General features: G+C 68.9%; 14 protein-coding genes. 10 read left to right on the plus strand and 4 right to left on the minus strand.

What is annotated here, in order from left to right; all coding sequences use genetic code 11:
• Positions 1–439: 439 nt before the first annotated feature.
• The 5 genes from ACFU99_RS04025 to ACFU99_RS04045 all read left to right on the plus strand — a co-directional run bounded on the left by ACFU99_RS04025 (position 440) and on the right by ACFU99_RS04045 (position 7,184).
• Positions 440–2,554, plus strand: a complete 2,115-nt coding sequence (locus ACFU99_RS04025; RefSeq protein ID WP_384385371.1) for a B12-binding domain-containing radical SAM protein — start codon at positions 440–442, stop codon at positions 2,552–2,554.
• On the plus strand, positions 2,551–3,567 hold the full coding sequence (locus tag ACFU99_RS04030) for a DUF692 family multinuclear iron-containing protein (RefSeq protein WP_384385374.1): 1,017 nt from the start codon (positions 2,551–2,553) through the stop codon (positions 3,565–3,567). Before ACFU99_RS04025 ends, ACFU99_RS04030 begins: the two co-directional genes overlap by 4 nt.
• Positions 3,564–4,451, plus strand: coding sequence for a hypothetical protein (locus ACFU99_RS04035; RefSeq protein ID WP_384385377.1), 888 nt, complete (start codon positions 3,564–3,566; stop codon positions 4,449–4,451). Before ACFU99_RS04030 ends, ACFU99_RS04035 begins: the two co-directional genes overlap by 4 nt.
• Positions 4,452–4,512: 61 nt before the next feature.
• Positions 4,513–6,477 (plus strand): RiPP maturation radical SAM C-methyltransferase, encoded by a 1,965-nt coding sequence (locus ACFU99_RS04040; RefSeq protein ID WP_384385380.1) that lies wholly within the window; start codon positions 4,513–4,515, stop codon positions 6,475–6,477.
• A complete protein-coding gene (locus tag ACFU99_RS04045) occupies positions 6,474–7,184 on the plus strand; it encodes a DUF5825 family protein (protein ID WP_384385383.1) in 711 nt (236 codons plus the stop codon). Before ACFU99_RS04040 ends, ACFU99_RS04045 begins: the two co-directional genes overlap by 4 nt.
• Before the next feature lie 62 nt (positions 7,185–7,246).
• Here the strand turns inward: ACFU99_RS04045 and ACFU99_RS04050 are convergent, their stop codons facing one another.
• Both ACFU99_RS04050 and ACFU99_RS04055 read right to left on the minus strand, forming a co-directional pair.
• Complete coding sequence (locus tag ACFU99_RS04050; RefSeq protein WP_384385385.1) at positions 7,247–7,954, minus strand: class I SAM-dependent methyltransferase; 708 nt, start codon at positions 7,952–7,954, stop codon at positions 7,247–7,249.
• A gap of 92 nt (positions 7,955–8,046) precedes the next feature.
• The gene (locus ACFU99_RS04055; RefSeq protein ID WP_384385387.1) at positions 8,047–8,430 is read right to left on the minus strand and encodes a winged helix-turn-helix transcriptional regulator; all 384 of its coding nucleotides are present in this window, start codon (positions 8,428–8,430) and stop codon (positions 8,047–8,049) included.
• 104 nt (positions 8,431–8,534) lie between these two features.
• Between ACFU99_RS04055 and ACFU99_RS04060 the strand changes: the two genes are divergently transcribed.
• A complete protein-coding gene (locus ACFU99_RS04060; RefSeq protein WP_384385390.1) occupies positions 8,535–8,936 on the plus strand; it encodes a RidA family protein in 402 nt (133 codons plus the stop codon).
• A 109-nt stretch (positions 8,937–9,045) separates the two neighbouring features.
• On the opposite strand, the gene ACFU99_RS04065 is transcribed toward ACFU99_RS04060, so the two are convergent.
• Positions 9,046–10,110, minus strand: coding sequence for an AraC family transcriptional regulator (locus ACFU99_RS04065; RefSeq protein WP_384385393.1), 1,065 nt, complete (start codon positions 10,108–10,110; stop codon positions 9,046–9,048).
• A 67-nt stretch (positions 10,111–10,177) separates the two neighbouring features.
• Between ACFU99_RS04065 and ACFU99_RS04070 the strand changes: the two genes are divergently transcribed.
• The 4 genes from ACFU99_RS04070 (at position 10,178) to ACFU99_RS04085 (ending at position 14,123) form a co-directional block, all read left to right on the plus strand.
• Entirely contained in the window at positions 10,178–11,473 is a 1,296-nt protein-coding gene (locus ACFU99_RS04070) for an MFS transporter (protein ID WP_384385396.1), read from the plus strand.
• Positions 11,474–11,611: 138 nt separating this feature from the next.
• Positions 11,612–12,352, plus strand: coding sequence for a class I SAM-dependent methyltransferase (locus ACFU99_RS04075; protein WP_384385399.1), 741 nt, complete (start codon positions 11,612–11,614; stop codon positions 12,350–12,352).
• Between the two features lie 156 nt (positions 12,353–12,508).
• Complete coding sequence (locus ACFU99_RS04080; protein WP_384385402.1) at positions 12,509–13,255, plus strand: TetR/AcrR family transcriptional regulator; 747 nt, start codon at positions 12,509–12,511, stop codon at positions 13,253–13,255.
• A 457-nt stretch (positions 13,256–13,712) separates the two neighbouring features.
• A complete protein-coding gene (locus ACFU99_RS04085) occupies positions 13,713–14,123 on the plus strand; it encodes a hypothetical protein (RefSeq protein ID WP_384385404.1) in 411 nt (136 codons plus the stop codon).
• Between the two features lie 261 nt (positions 14,124–14,384).
• Here ACFU99_RS04085 and ACFU99_RS04090 read toward each other — a convergent pair.
• Positions 14,385–15,056 (minus strand): NAD-dependent epimerase/dehydratase family protein (locus ACFU99_RS04090; protein WP_384385407.1); only part of this gene is annotated, 672 nt, incomplete at its 5' end.

The raw sequence follows: 15,056 nt of genomic DNA on the forward strand, positions 1-15,056 counted from the left end.
CACTCCGGCGACGCACATCCGACGCGACTCCGCATCGGCTCGACTCGGCATCGGCGCGACTGCGAATCCCGGTGCGCATCCGCATCGGCGCGACGCCACACCGGCGCGAAACCGATCTTCCATTAGGCAACCTGCCACGTTTCCCATCTGGGAGGGATCATGACCGCTCTACATCCCGCAGTAACTGTCGAGGATGAATTCTCCGAGCTCGACGAACTGGAAGTGATTGATTCCAAGGAGCTGAAGCTCGGCGGGGCCTACCACACCTACACCTATATCGCCGCGGAGGACATTTACGAGACGGCCCACTGAGTCCCGTCCCGTTTCTGCGGGTTGTGTGCGGTTTCGACCCGCTCGTTCCCCAGGGTTCGCGCCGCGTCACGCATTCTCGCGGAGCGCGCCGTGATGTACGACCGTCCGTCGGAGGAGGAGGTGGAACGTGCCGCGCGTACCTGCGGTGGACGGTGCCCCCGTCGACGTGCTCCTCCTCTTCCCGCCGCAGACCGAAGCCAGGTTCTTTCCGTATCTGAGCCTGCCGTACCTCACGGGACATCTGCGGCGCCGCGGCCGGCGCGTTCACCAGGCCGATCTCAACATCGCCCTGCTCCATGAACTGCTGTGGGATCCACGCCTGTTCGAGGCGGCAGTGCGTGCGCAGGGCGATGACGGCGATGACGGGGTGGGCGACTGGTACCGCGGGGAGATGGTCCGCACCCTCGGCCGACACCTCCACGAGGTCCGCGCGCAGGTCATGCGGAAGGCATCCCCGGGCGAGCTGGGCGCCGCACGCGCGGTACGGCTCGCCCGGCAGGCGCTCGAACTGTTCGTCCGGGACACCTTCCTGACCTTCCCGGCATCGGCCTCGCGCGGGCTCGACAACCTGGAAGACCTAGACAGCGCTGCGCGAAGGGCGGCGGACCGGCCGCCTGCCGCCTCCGGGACCGCGGTCGAGGTGCTCCACCGCCTGGTGGCCGCATTGCTGATCCACCATCAACCACGGGTCGTCGGGCTGTCGGTGGCGTTCTTCAGCCAGCTCGGCCCCGCCCTTTTGATCGCCGCCTGGGTCAGGGGACTCGCACCGGACACCCAGATCTGCCTGGGCGGGCAGCAGATCATGCTCCGCGAAGCGGACCTCGCCGACCTGCCCGGCCTCCGCCGCAAAGTCGACGCACTGTGCTGGACCGCAGGAGAGGAACCCCTCGAACGCTGGCTCGACGTCCTCGACACTCACGAGGGCCATGACGTTCGTGACGGCCACGGCAGCCGCAGCGGCGCTGCCCTCTCGGCCGCCGTGCCCGGCATGACCTGGCTCTCCCACGAGGGGCCCGCCGTACGCTCCCGTCGACCGCTCTCCCTCCGGTTCAACCAACTCGGACCGCCCGACCACACCGGCCTCCCCACCCGCTCGTACCTCAACGAGGGCATGGAAGCGGCGATCATCTCCTGCGTCGGCTGCTACTGGGGGCGGTGCGCGTTCTGCGCCTACGGCAACAGGTCGCTGCCACAAGGCAGTTACCAGCAGGCGACCGTACGTCAGGTCGCCGACGCGGTCGAGACGGTGGTACGCGACACGGGGACCCGGTTCGTGGCCATCGTGGACGAGAACACCAATCTGCGCCTGATCGCGAAGGCCATGCGCGCCGTGCGCGAACGCGGTGTGCGGGTGCGGTTCGGGGTGCGCAGCAGGCTGGAACACAGCCTGACCGAGCCGGAGTTCTGCCGGACGCTGGCCGAGGCGGGCTGCGCGATGATCGCCATCGGCTACGAAGGGAACTCGCAGCGCCTGCTGGACCTGATGGACCGGGGCGTACACGCGGCCGACTACCAGCGGATCGTGGACAACCTCACCGGGACCGGGATCACCCTGCGGTTCTCGGTGATGGGCCATGTCCTGGACGAACGGCCCGAGGAATTCGAGGAGTCCCTGCGGTTCCTGGTCGCCAATGAGCGGCATATCGGCATCGACGCGCTCGAACTCCTGGTGCCCGAACCGGGCAGCAGGCTCGCCCAGGCTCCGGAGCGCTACGGAATCTCGCTGGACACCACGGGCCGGCTGGCCGGAAATCCGGAGCTGAGCTACCTCGCCGGCCGGGTCGGCTATCCGCTGACGGTACACGGCGGCCCGACGCGCGCCGAGGCCCTCGCCCGGCTGGAGCGGGTCTTCCGAACGGTGCGGCCCGGCCGGGTGAGCGCCGCCCACCCGCCGTCGCGCCGTGCGGCGGACCGGGGCGGCCCGTATCCGCCCGACGCCGCGAGGCCGCGTCCGTGGGTACGTACCGTGCCCGCTCATCTCGACGCGACGCCCGACCGCATCGTGGTGGCCGACCTGGTGTGGGAGCAGTTCTACGCGCTGCCGCGCCGTGACGTGGAGCAGCGGCCCGACGGCCTGCTCACGGCCCGTACCGCCCGTGGCCGACGGCTGCTGGCGCGCCTGGTCGACGTATCGGCCGCCGAGCCGTTCCCGGCGGTGCGCGCGGACGTGACCACGACCCCAGCCGCAACCGCAACCGCAACCGCAGTCACAGCCGCCCACCCCGCGAGGAGGCCGATATGAGCGCGATGGCCGCACCCTCCCCCACCGCCGCGCACAGCGCTGACGACGGGGCAGCACGCCGGCTGGGGCTCGGCGTACTCGTGGACATGCCGTGGTCCGGACAGGGCGGCGGCGGGCGGGGCATCGGGTTCGTGGACACGGACGACGGCGGCGGCGGCGACATCCACCCCCGGCTGAGGACCTTCCTCCAGCGCCACGGCGGCGACTTCGGGTACGCGGCCCACTCCTTCCAGCCGCGCTCGCGCGCCCTCCCCCGCCCAGCCGACTACGTCCGCGCCTACGACCGGTTCGGGCAGGCGCTGCCCGCCGGCCTGCCCCGGGCCTTCCACCACACCGAGCTCAACATGGGGACGCCCGAGCGCTACGACCGCGGGCCGGCCGCCGAGTTCGCCAATGAGCTCCACGCCAGATATCAATTCACCTGGGTCGTAGAGGACTTGGGCATCTGGAGCCTGCGCGGATGTCCACTCCCATATCCGCTGCCACCGCTGCTCACCGGTCCCGGCCTGGAGATCGCCACCCGCAACGCGGCTGAAGCCGCGCGGCTCCTGACACCGCCGCTGCACGTCGAATTCCCCGGCTTCACCGAGGGCGGCTCGTTCGTGCTGGGCGGTCTCGACGCGTTCGCGTACTTCGCCAGGCTGGCCGAGGACGCCGATGTGTGGGTGACGCTCGACGTCGGACACCTGCTCAGCTACCAGTGGCTGCGCGGGCGCACCGGCCCGTACATGTTCGACGGAATCGACGGGCTGCCGCTGCATCGCTGCCGCGAACTTCACCTGTCGGGCTGTCAGATCGTAGGCGGGAAGTTCCGCGATCTGCACCACGGCGTGCTTCTTGACGAGCAGATCGACCTCACCGCCCATCTGCTGACGCGCTGTCCGAACCTCGTCGGCGTCACCTACGAAGACCCGGTGTTTCGTGCGGACGGCCGGCTGGTGGAGAAGTCCCGGCGCAATTACGACCGGCTCAGGGCACTGGTCGCCGAGTGGCGGAGCGAGGAGTCGCCGTGAGCTCCGCGCCGGGGGACGCCAGGACATCCGGGCGGGTGGAGCAGTTGAACGGCTCGCAGCTCGCGGACCTGCTGATGCGACTGCTGCTGGACGAGCGTCTCAGGGCGCGGCTCGCCGGCGAGGGCCCCGCGGCGGTCGCCTCGGGGCCGGGCGAGCTGGAGTGTCTGGAGACGGTTGATCTCGCCGAACTCGACAGTGCGGCACGGCAGTTCCGTACGGCTGTCTGGAAGATGGGCAGGAGCGGCGGCATCGCTTCCGCGTTCCCTCGCAGCCTGCGCATTCTCGCGGCGGCGGGCGTCAAGGACGCTGAACTGCTCACCGGGTTCCTCGGCTCGGAGGAGTTCGGCAGGTTCCGGCTCGTTCCCTACGCGGGGCGCGGACTGTCCGTGGAGGAGGCGTTCGCCTCGTACCTGCTCGGCTTCGTCGCCGCGCAACGGGACCACCGGCTCGCGAGCGTCGGCGCGGCAGCGGGCGCGGACGCCACCGTGGGTGCGGACGCAGCCTGGAGCGCGGGCGCATCGGAAGCGCATGTCGTGCTGCGCGAGACCGTGACGCACGAGCTGATGACCGCTCTGTTCACGGCGCTGGTGTGCGAACAGCCACTGTCGTTCGACATCGCCGTCGAGGGAATCGTCACGACCGGCCGGGGCCACGCGGCCCTGCGCCGGTACGCACCCCGATCCGTCGCCTCCTGGTCGGACCGCCCGGCGACTGCCGCCCGGCGGGAGAGCCCGGGGCCGGTGGTGTCCTACGCCTACTTCGCCACACCCGCCGGGGTCACGCGCGGAGCCGTCTCCGCGCAGCTCGCGGCGGCGTTCGAGACCACTCCATCGGCCGAGGGCGATGCCGCCCGCCGCGCGCTGTGCGGGCGCGGGCTCTGGTGAGGCCGCCGGCCACGTCTGCGCACCCGCCGGGCGGATCCGGCGAGAAAGGGAACGGACTGTCATGCGCATCGTGTTGGTGGACATGCCGTGGTCGGCGATCGACGCGCCGTCGCTCGCCCTCGGCATCCTCAAACGCCGGGTCCTCGATGTCTACCCGGACGCCTCGGTCGATGTCGTGCACGCCAACCTCGACTACGTCGACTGGCTGACGGCGCACACCGACTTCACCTTCGAGGAGTACGACTTCTGCGCGAGCTCGTACTTCTCCGGGCACAGCGAATGGATCTTCTCGGCAGCACTCAACGAGCAACCGACGTGGAGTGTGCGGGAGTTCAACGAGTCGATCGGGGAAAGGGTGCCCGAGCCGCTGCTCGCCAAGGCGCGGGAACTGCACGAACTCGCCCCGCGGTTCGTACGGGACATCGCCGCCAGGATCGCCGCCGACGCGCCCGACGTCGTCGGTTTCACCACGACGTTCGCGCAGAACGCCGCCACTCTCGCCACCGCACGCGCGGTCAAGGACCTTGCCCCGTCAGCCGTTACGGTGTTCGGCGGTGCGAACTGCGACGGTCCGCAGGGCGCGGCACTGCACCGGAACTTCCCGTTCGTCGACTTCGTCGTGCGCGGCGAGGGCGAGGCGACATTCCCTCAGCTGCTGGCCGCGCTACGGGACGACGGCGACGGTCTTCCAGGGATCTCCGGTCTGTGCTGGCGGGACGGCGAAGGCCGCTGCGTCGCCAACCCGATGGAGGCCAAGCCCCTTCCTCCGGGCTCCCTGGTCACCCCCGAGTACGGCGACTACTTCGACCGTCACGCGCGGTCCACCGCGGGCAGCTGGGTGGAGCCCCGCATCGTCGTGGAGGGCTCGCGCGGGTGCTGGTGGGGAGAGAAGCACCACTGCGCGTTCTGCGGGCTCAACGGATCGTTCATGGAGTTCCGCAGCAAGGACCCGCAGCGGTTCGTCGACGAAATCCTCGGCCTGGTGGAGCGCTACCGCATCCTCGACGTGTGGGTCACCGACAACATCCTCGACATGGCCTACCTCACCTCGATGGCGCCCCGGCTCCAGGAGTCCGGCTACGACCTGCGGCTGTGCTACGAGATCAAGTCGAACCTGCGCCGCGAACAGCTGCGGGCCCTCAGCGCGGCCGGCATCGGCTATATCCAGGCCGGGGTCGAGAACCTCAGCAGCCGGGTACTCACCCTCATGGACAAGGGTGTGACAGGCTGTCAGAACGTCCGGCTGCTGCGCGACGCGGAGACCGTCGGGATGAACCTGAACTGGAACTACCTCTACGGCTTCCCCGGCGAATCGGACGACGACTATGACGCGATCTGCGACCAGGCGCCTGCCCTGCACCACCTCACCCCGCCCTTCAACGCCACCCGCATCAAGGTCGAGCGCTTCAGCCCGTACTTCGACCGGCCCGAGCTCGGCTTCCACGAGCTGCGCCCCGCCGCCCACTACCGCCACATCTATGACCTGCCGGAATCCGAACTCGCCGATATGGTCTACCTCTTCGACTCCCGCGATCTCGGCATCTCGGCATCCTGCCTGGACCGTCTGAAGCGGGCCGTGGGCGGCTGGAAGGACGCCTATGTGCACTGCCGCCTGACCCACTGCGATCTCGGCGACCGCATCGTCCTCGTCGACACCCGACCCGGATTCGCGTGGCGGCTGCTCGACCTGACGGACCCTCTGGAAATGACCGTCTTCCGCCTCCTCGACATGCCCCACTCCCCCGCGGCCCTGCTGCACAAGGCGGCGTCCCGCCACGAGGACGCGACCGAGGTACGGATCGGTGAACTCCTCGACCGCTGGCGTCACCTGGGCCTCGTCTTCACCGACGGCGGCCAGTACATCCATGTTGCCCCGATGGCCGCCAACCAGGATCTGATGCGCCTCGACGGCAGCCGTCTGCACAGCGCCGAGCCCCTCGCCCCGGCCCTGGCCGCTTCGGCCGCCGGAGCAGCCGGAGGGACCGGAGGGGCTGGAGGGTCCGGAGCTATCGGTGGTGTCGGATGAGCCCGCTCGCTGCCGCGCCCCTCGCTCCGGTTTCCCTGGCTCTGTGGAGGGAACGCGCCCCGGCGGCCTGGGACATACCGGGGGTGTACGTCGGCACGGTCGACCTGATGGGTAGCCAGGTCGAGGGCGCCGTTGCCGAACTCGCCTCGAAAGGCGTCCAGTTCGCCCGGCTCCCGAGGGCCGTCGACCTGACGGACCGCCATGGCGCCGCCGCGGTGACGGCGCTCGTGACCGTACGCGAACTCACCTCCTTCGGTATCGCCGTCGACTGGACGCTGCGCCTGCCCGAGCCGGGAGCCGAAGCCGGTGCCGGTACCGGCACAACAGTCGAGTGGCTGCCGCTCAGTCACCTCCACCCGCCCACTGCCGTGTTCCGCGACGATTCCGACGCTTCCGGCTGCCCCGCTCAGGACATCGCCATCCGGTGGCGCGACTCGTTCCACGCGGCGAAGTGCGGCTACCGCCGCGGCCCCGGTTTCATCGAGATACGGGACCGTCGCGGCGACTCGTTCAAGCGCCTCGTCATCCGCACGTCCGAGCATGATCAGCTGATCAGGGCCTTGCTGCGCGGCCTGCCGGAGACAGACGTGCCCCCTTCGGTCGTCGCGAGGTATCTGCCGCCCGGCCTGATCCATCGGGCGGGACGCTTCCTGTGGTGGACGCCGTACCGGATCCGCCGCTGGCCGCTGAGCACGACCATTCCGTAGGCCCGTACGGACCGTGCGGGTCTCATACGGACCGTGTGGTCCGTAGAGGACACGGCTGCCGCTCAGACGGGAACCGCTTCCACCCAGCTGTGGTCGTCGGTGAGGTACCGCGCCAGACGCAGTCCGGCGGCCGTCAGAATGCGTTCCAACTCCGCGTCCGGGACGTCCCAGGCGCGGAAGGAGTGGGTCCATCGCACGCCGTCGGCCTCGTACTCGATACGTACGTCGGAGACGCCCGGCGCGGAGCGTTCCACGGACACGACCCGCATGCCGATGCCCGTCCTCGTCCGGTCGGCCGGCGTCATCGCCATGCGAGGCCCGAACCAGTCGTCTCCCTGACGCTCCACCAGAACCTTTCCGTCATCCGCCACATGACGTCGGCAGCTTCGCAACATCGCGTCGCGGGATGACGGCTCGGCGGTGTTGAGCAGATGAGAGGCCAGCAGTACGGCGTCGAACCGCTCGCCGAGGTCCAGCGCTTCGATGGAACTGTGCACCGTACGGGCCCCCTTGACCTGGCTGAGCATTTCCTCCGACTCGTCCACGGCGACGACGCGATAGCCGCGCTCCAGCAGAGCATGGGTCACCCGCCCTGCCCCCGCGCCCAGTTCGAGTATCGAGGCCCCCGGCGGAACGGCCTGAGCGATGGTCTCCGGCTCGGTCCCGGCAGGAAGCCGGGAGTACAGCTCCACCGCGTTCCCGTCCGGCGTGAACGCCCCGGGACCGGTGCCTTCGCCGCGGCGTACGGGCCCGTGTGCTCTCTCGCCCATCTGACGCTCCCCTGTCGAGTCGCATTGAGCGGCCGTACGGTACGGGGCGCGGGCCGAAGCCCATCCTGGGCGCTCCAGGAGTTCCGGGCGCCCTAGCCGTCGAAGCGGCGGCGCGCGTCCTCGATGCGGCCGAGGTACTGGTGGGTCCAGCCGCACATGGCGTCGACCGTGGCGCGCAGGCCCCGGCCCGGCTCGGTGAGGGTGTATTCGACGCGCGGCGGCACGGTGGGGTGCACCTTCCGCTCGACCAGGCCGTTGCGCTCCAGCATGCGCAGATTCTGGGTGAGCATCTTGTGGCTGACGCCCTCGACCTCGTCGCGCAGCTCGCTGAAGCGCAGGGTGCGCTCGCCGAGCGCCTCGATGATCAGGAGCGCCCACTTGTTGGCGACGTCCGAGAAGATCTCCCGAGCGAGAGAGTCCGCCCGCCGCAGGTCGGCGTCCTCGGGCAACCCCTTGAGCAGCTGCTTAGTAACCATCAGGTTCCCCAGTCACCAAAAAGTGCGTTCTTCCAGGTCAACGGTCACTCTCCTACAGTTTCCGAGTAACCACAAGAGAGCACGCCAGGAGGGCGAACACCACTATGACCACCATCGATACCTTCAACCACGGCATGCCCGCCGAGAGCGACTTCGGTTACTCGCAGGCGATCAAGTCCGGCGATCTGATCCACGTCTCCGGGCAGGTCTCGGTCGACGCGGCCGGGGAGTTCCGCCACACGCACGACTTCGCCGCCCAGCTGGAGCAGACCTACGCCAACATGGACAAGGTGCTCGCCCACTACGGCGCCACCCGGAACCAGATCATTTCGCAGACCTTGTACGTAGTGAACCTCCAGCAGAACGCCGCGCCGACGATGGCGGGCAACCCGCGCTACTACGGCAACCACCGCCCGGTCAGCACGGTCATCGGCGTCAGCGAGCTGACCTTCCCGGGCCAGTCCATCGAGATCAGCTTCATCGTCGACACGCGGCTGCCTGCCTGAGCGACCGCCCGCACGACGAGCGGCTCCCCCTCCCCAGCACAGCCCCCGCCCCTGATCCTCTGGCCGCCGCCGCGGCCCTCGGCACGGCGCGGCGGCGGATCGGGCGGAGTCACCCGCTGTCCGGCCCCGACGCCCCGGCAAGGGAAGCGGCGGCTCCGAGAAGGGCCGCGGCATCCCTGCTGGCGCCGGGCGACCGGCCGGTGACGCGCTTGAAAGCGCGGCTGAAAGCGGCCTGAGAGGTGTAGCCGAGGCGCAGCGCCACGGACTGGATCGACAGCGTGTCCTGCGCCAGCCACTGGCAGGCGAGGAGCATCCGCAGCTCCGTGGCGTAGCGGAGCGGCGGCACGCCGATCGTGGCCTGGAATCGGTCGGCGAAGACGGACCGGGAGACATTGCATTCGGCTGCCAGCTCCGCCACGGTCCAGTGATGGCCGGGCCGCCGGTGCAGGGCCAGGATGGCGCGGGCCAGGCGGGGGTCGCGCAGCGCGGCCACCAGCCCGGAACTGCTGTCGCAGCCGCATTCGATCCAGCCCCGTACGATCATGGCCGCCGCCACCTCGGCCAGCCGGGCGAGGATGCCGGCGAAGCCCACGCGCGCGGAGCAGAGCTCGCGCCGCATGGACGCGAGGATCGGCATGAGCCCGGGGTAGCGCTTTCCCGTGGCGTTGACCAGCATGATGTCCGGCATCAGCTGGCTGAGGCCCTGCATTCCGCCGAGGTCGAACTCCATGGAACCGGTGAAGAAGATCGCGCTGGGAGGTGGCGCGGAGCCGGCCGGGGCGGTGCTCGGGCAGGCGTCCACGTCGCAGACCGCGTCGCTGAGGGGCACCGCGGCGAAGCTCTCTATGCCCCGGGCCGGTATGTCCGGACCGGAGAGCAGCTGATGGGACTGGCCGTGCGGCATGAATACGGCATTTCCGGCCGAGAGCTCGTGGAGCGTCCCGTCCTCGGTGCGCAGGACTGCGGAGCCGACGGCGAGGAAGTGGAAATAGACGTGTCCGGGCTTGGCATCGAAGGTGAGGCCGAACCGGGGGCCGGCGTGGACGCGACGGTACCGGACACCGCGCAGCCGCATGTTGGTGAGCAGTTCGCTGATGAGATCAGACGACAGGGCGAACTGCCCCTCGCCCCCTCCGTCCGGAGTCCCGGTCAAAGATTGCAGACTTTCTGTCATAGCTCATCCTGAAGTTCGCGTGCAGGCTTGACTTGAACTTTTCATGCGATTCAGGGGAAGTAAACCGTTGAGCAGTGATGTGTGCGACACCGTGCCCGTTGCCGATACCGATACCGAAGCGAAGGCCGACGCCAATGCCGCTACCGGCCCCCACGGCGGCTCCGGCAATACCGTCGATGCGGAACGGGTACCGCCCGAACCTGCTTCCTCCTCCTGGGCGGCGGTGTTCTCTCTTGCTGTGGGTGTATTCGGGCTGCTGACCGCGGAATATCTGCCGGCCAGCTTGTTGACGCCGATGGCCGCCGACCTTGGGATATCGGAGGCTTTGGCCGGACAGGCCGTGACGATCACAGCGGTGGCGGCGATGCTCTCCGGATTGCTGACCGCGAGTCTGACCCGGAAAATCAACCGGCGGGTCGTATTGCTCGGCTTCACCGTCCTTTTGATCGTGTCCAATCTGTTGGTCGCCGTGGCCACCAACCTGGCGATGCTGATGCTGATGCGCATCCTGCTGGGAATCGCGCTCGGCGGTTTCTGGAGCATGGCGGCCGCGGTGGCGATGCGCCTGGTGCCCGCGGCCCTGGTCCCGCGTGCGGTATCGATCATTTTCAGCGGCATCGCGGTGGCGACCATCGTGGCGGTGCCGCTCGGCAGCTACCTCGGCGATCTGACCGGCTGGCGCAACACCTTCCTGGCGGCGGCCGCGCTCGGAGTGCTGACCTTGGTGTTCCAGGTGTTCACGCTGCCCCGGATGACACCCCGTGGCACGGCACGGCTGGGCACGCTGTGGGAGGTGCTGCGGCGCCCCGGATTCGGCGTGGGAATCATAGGAATGCTGCTGGTCCACATTGGCCACTACGCGCTGTTCACCTATATCCGGCCCGCCCTGGAAGACGTGGTGAAAGTCGACGCGAACAAGCTGGCGCTGCTGTTGTTCGTCTTCGGAGTGGCGAACTTCGTGGGCACGCTCATGGCCGGCTGGCTGCTACAGATCAGCCTGCGCCTCACCTTGTCGCTGACACCGGTGCTGATGGGCATCGCGGCCCTGGGCCTGGCACTCCTCCCCGCCGGGCAGGTCGGGTACGTGGCCCTGGTGGTCCTCTGGGGCCTGGCCTTCGGCGGCGTGTCGGTGGCCTGGTCGAACTGGGCCACCCGCATGGTGCCCGACCAGGCGGAGAGCGCGGGCGGGCTCGTGGTCGTAGGCGTCCAGTCCGCCATCGCCGGCGGGGCCGCGGCAGGCGGCGTGATGTTCGGCCTCGGCGGCACCGTCACCGTGTTCACCGTCTCCGGCGTCGTACTGGTCGCGGCCGCATTGCTGATCGTCCTGCGGGTCAAGGCGCCCCGGAACCCGGCGATGAACTGATCGCGCGGGATCGGGCTTAGCGACCATTGAGAGAGCCCCCGGTCGCTCGGATGCCGAGCGACCGGTGGGTGCCCGGACCATGGCCACGGTGGTGTATTCACTGCACGCACGAACCCAACACTCCCTACGCTGTCGCCAATGACCGAGCATCTGACGAACGAAGCCGCTATCCGACAGTGGAACCGCTTTCCCCGCGAGGCGCTGGAGGCGATGGGCCCCGAGGGCGACTTCGCCAAACGCCACCTGATCAACCCGGTGCTGCTGCGCATGCTGGGAGACGTACGGGGCCGACGCATCCTCGACGCCGGGAGCGGGCACGGCTACTTCAGCCGAATGCTCGCCACCCGCGGGGCCCGCGTCACCGGCATCGAGCCGACCGACAGCATGCTCTCCTACGCCCGGGAAAAGGAAAGCTCCCTCCAACAGGGCATCGAGTACATCCAAGCCGACCTGGCACAGCTACCGGAACTCGGCGACCCGTACGACGCCGTCGTCTGCAGCATGGTCCTGCAAGCCATCCCCGACTGGAAGCCGGCCATGCGAGCCTGCGTCCAAGCCCTACGGCCAGGCGGGGTGTTCACCTTCTCCGTAAACCACCCGGCTTTCGAGCAGCTGCTGACAACGTGGCGCGAACATGGCGACTATCGCCTGAACCGCTATCTGGCGGAGTACGAGACCTCCCAAACCCACGCCTCCAACTTCCATCGTCCGATCTCGGCCTATCTCAACGAACTCGCCGCACTCGACTGCCGCTTGCTCGAATTCGCCGAACCCGGCCTCACCCCCGACGCCGCCCAGGAAGCCCAACCCGCCACCCCCGGCATCGAAAGCTACGCCCATCTCCCCAACTTCATGCTCGTCGCAGCCGAACGTCTATGACAACCAATAGCCGGTTGACGAGGCGACCACGTCGTGACCGACTCAGGCCGACTACCGACCGACCCTCCCCCGCCACGATGAACCATTTCCAGTGGAACCACTCATAGACTACCACCGATACTAACGCCGGAAACATCCATGCAGTACCATTGTTTTATGCCATCGCATCGACGCGGCGAAGACGGCACCACAGCCGTCAAGTCCGACACCGCATCCCCCGGCCGGGACCAGACTCGGCAGCTGGTCATCGAGGCCGCCATCGGCTTGCTGACGCACGGCGGCCGCGACGCGGTCACCACCCGTGCGGTCGCCGCTGCGGCGGGCCTGCAACCACCTGCCATCTACCGGCTGTTCGGCGACAAGGACGGGCTGCTCGACGCGGTGGCCGAACACGGCTTCACCGCGTTCCTCGCCACGAAGCACGTCGACCCCGACCCTCAGGACCCCATCGAGGACCTGAGGGGCGGCTGGGACGTCGCGGTCGAGTTCGGCCTGGCCAATCCCGCGCTGTACACGCTGATGTACGCCGAACCCACCAGAGCCGACTCCGCCGCCTTCAAAACCGGCATGGAGATCCTGATGGGCCGCATCCGGCGCCTGGCCGCCGGCGGCTGGCTCCGCGTCGACGAGGAACTCGCAGCCCAGATCATTCACGCCACAGCGCGCGGAGCGGTCCTCACCTGGCTGTCTCTACCCCAAGACCGACGCGACCCGGCTCTGTTCACCACGCTGCGAGAATCCATGGTCACCGCCGTCACCAACCAGCAGCCCACCATCCAGGACTCAGGCCCAGCCGGCGCCGCCCGCGCACTACGCGCCTCACTCCCCGACCAGACGAACCTCAGCAGCGCCGAACAACACCTTCTGAGGGAATGGCTGAACCGCCTGGCCACCGACGCTTGATCCCCCCCCAACTCCCACCAACCGGAGCCGCCCCCTCCCTCGAACGACACCTCGGGGGCACCGTCTCGCGCAGAGGTTGCCTTTCGCCCGACCACTCGGGCAGGCCGGCGTCGTGGACGAGGATGGCCAGTTGGGTGCGGTTTTTCAGGGGGTCGATCTCGGCGTTGGAGCGGCCTTGGCCGACCTCGGTGGCCACCTCTTGTTCCCGTCGGATCAGTCTGGTGAGTACGGCTTGGGCGTGGTGTCGGCGGGTGTCGGACGCGGTGGTGCCCACGTGCACGATGAGCTGTCGGGTGACCGTCGGAGAGAGTATGGGGTCGCCGGCGGCGACCCGGAGTATGGCGTTCAGGATCTCGTCGGGAGGAGACGGCTTCGGCGAGTTGCCGCCGGAACCGCGCCAGTGTTCTGGTGGCCCGTGACCGCCCCGGTCGCCAGCAACCGCCGGTAGGCGGCGACGGTGTACAACGCGATCAGAGCCACCCCGGACAAGGCCGTCGAGGCGATGCTGAACAGACCTGTCACAGCAGCGAAACCGATCGGCCGGCGGCGGCGCCACACCCCGGCAGCCGAGCGCGCCCAGCGCCAGGTCCACGGCGAAGGGCGTACTCCAGCCGGGACTGTCGAGGAACGTGCCGGCCGCGAACCCGGCAGCCAGGAGGAAGGCGAGCGCGTCGAACACCCGCTCCCGCCCCGGCCGATGACACCGAAGTGGCCGGTCATCATCAGGCGCGTGCTCGGCAACCTGCACCATCATGACCGGACTGTAGGCACCCGGCCGCCCGGCCCGCGTACGACCAACTACTACCTTGAGCAGGTCAGTTGTCCACCGAGGACCGAAGCCGCGACCAGGGCCGTCCGGGCAGGCTGAGCCCATGAACGAGACAGAAGACACGAGCGTCCTGCGGTGGGGCGGCCTGATCGGTATCGGCGGCAGTGTGTTGTTCCTCCTCGCTGCCCCGAACCGTCGGGCCTGATCGCGCCGATCGACCGGTTCCCGCGGATCCGCTGGTTACGCACCGTCGAGACGTCTTCGCCCTCATCGGCTTCCACCTGGCCCTGGGCCGGCAGGCCTACCGGCTGTCCGCGTCTCCCCAGGAAGCCCTTTCACGATCGGGCGCGTGGCGTGGGCTCAGCTGCTGTTGCCTGCGCGCAGCCAGGCTATGTAGTCGGCGACGGCTCGCTCGGTGTCGTACGCGGCCTCGTAACCGGTGTCTTCCTGGAGACGGCCGATGTCGAGGACCAGATGTGCCGCGTGCGACGCGTCGCCGCCGGTGGGCAGGTCGACTTGGGCGTCGGGCACCGCCTTCCTGATGGCTTCGATGAGCTGGGAGTTGGTCGTGGCTCGGCCGGATCCGATGTTGTACGTGCGGTGGTTCAGCTTCTCCGCGAGCTGGAGAAGGGCGATCGCACGCCCGGCGTCCTTGACGTAGTTGAGGTCGAGGCCGTCCTCGGCGAAGGCCGGGCCCACGAGGTGGGAGAGGTCCGGGGCGGTGCCGCGGGCCGCGGCGTGGATGAGGGCGGGGGCCGCGAAGAACGGGTCGGGGTGGCCGAGCGGTCCCCAGGTGCCGGAAATGCGGTAGTCGACGATGTCGACGCCCGTCGTGTCGGCGAGGAACCCGCCGAGCAGTTCGCCGACTTTCTTGAAGGTGGGGATCGAGGCGGACGCGTTCATCGACAGCGGCGCGTCCTCGCGCAGCGGTCCGCCGCTGTCGTTCTCGGCACCGTAGTAGACCCCGATCGTGCTGGCGACGCCCAGACGCCGCACGCCCCAGTCCTGCGCCGCCTGCGCGATGTTCAGCAG

The organism is Streptomyces sp. NPDC057654 (assembly GCF_042800135.1).
Classification (GTDB): Bacteria; Actinomycetota; Actinomycetes; order Streptomycetales; family Streptomycetaceae; genus Streptomyces.

What these genes read in the sequence shown, in the direction of transcription:
- ACFU99_RS04030 (WP_384385374.1), top strand. Translation starts at nt 2,551, where the DNA reads ATGAGCGCGATGGCCGCACCCTCCCCCACCGCCGCGCACAGCGCTGAC.
- ACFU99_RS04055 (WP_384385387.1), bottom strand. Translation starts at nt 8,430, where the DNA reads ATGGTTACTAAGCAGCTGCTCAAGGGGTTGCCCGAGGACGCCGACCTG.
- ACFU99_RS04080 (WP_384385402.1), top strand. Translation starts at nt 12,509, where the DNA reads ATGCCATCGCATCGACGCGGCGAAGACGGCACCACAGCCGTCAAGTCC.
- ACFU99_RS04050 (WP_384385385.1), bottom strand. Translation starts at nt 7,954, where the DNA reads ATGGGCGAGAGAGCACACGGGCCCGTACGCCGCGGCGAAGGCACCGGT.
- ACFU99_RS04060 (WP_384385390.1), top strand. Translation starts at nt 8,535, where the DNA reads ATGACCACCATCGATACCTTCAACCACGGCATGCCCGCCGAGAGCGAC.
- ACFU99_RS04065 (WP_384385393.1), bottom strand. Translation starts at nt 10,110, where the DNA reads ATGACAGAAAGTCTGCAATCTTTGACCGGGACTCCGGACGGAGGGGGC.
- ACFU99_RS04075 (WP_384385399.1), top strand. Translation starts at nt 11,612, where the DNA reads ATGACCGAGCATCTGACGAACGAAGCCGCTATCCGACAGTGGAACCGC.
- ACFU99_RS04040 (WP_384385380.1), top strand. Translation starts at nt 4,513, where the DNA reads ATGCGCATCGTGTTGGTGGACATGCCGTGGTCGGCGATCGACGCGCCG.
- ACFU99_RS04045 (WP_384385383.1), top strand. Translation starts at nt 6,474, where the DNA reads ATGAGCCCGCTCGCTGCCGCGCCCCTCGCTCCGGTTTCCCTGGCTCTG.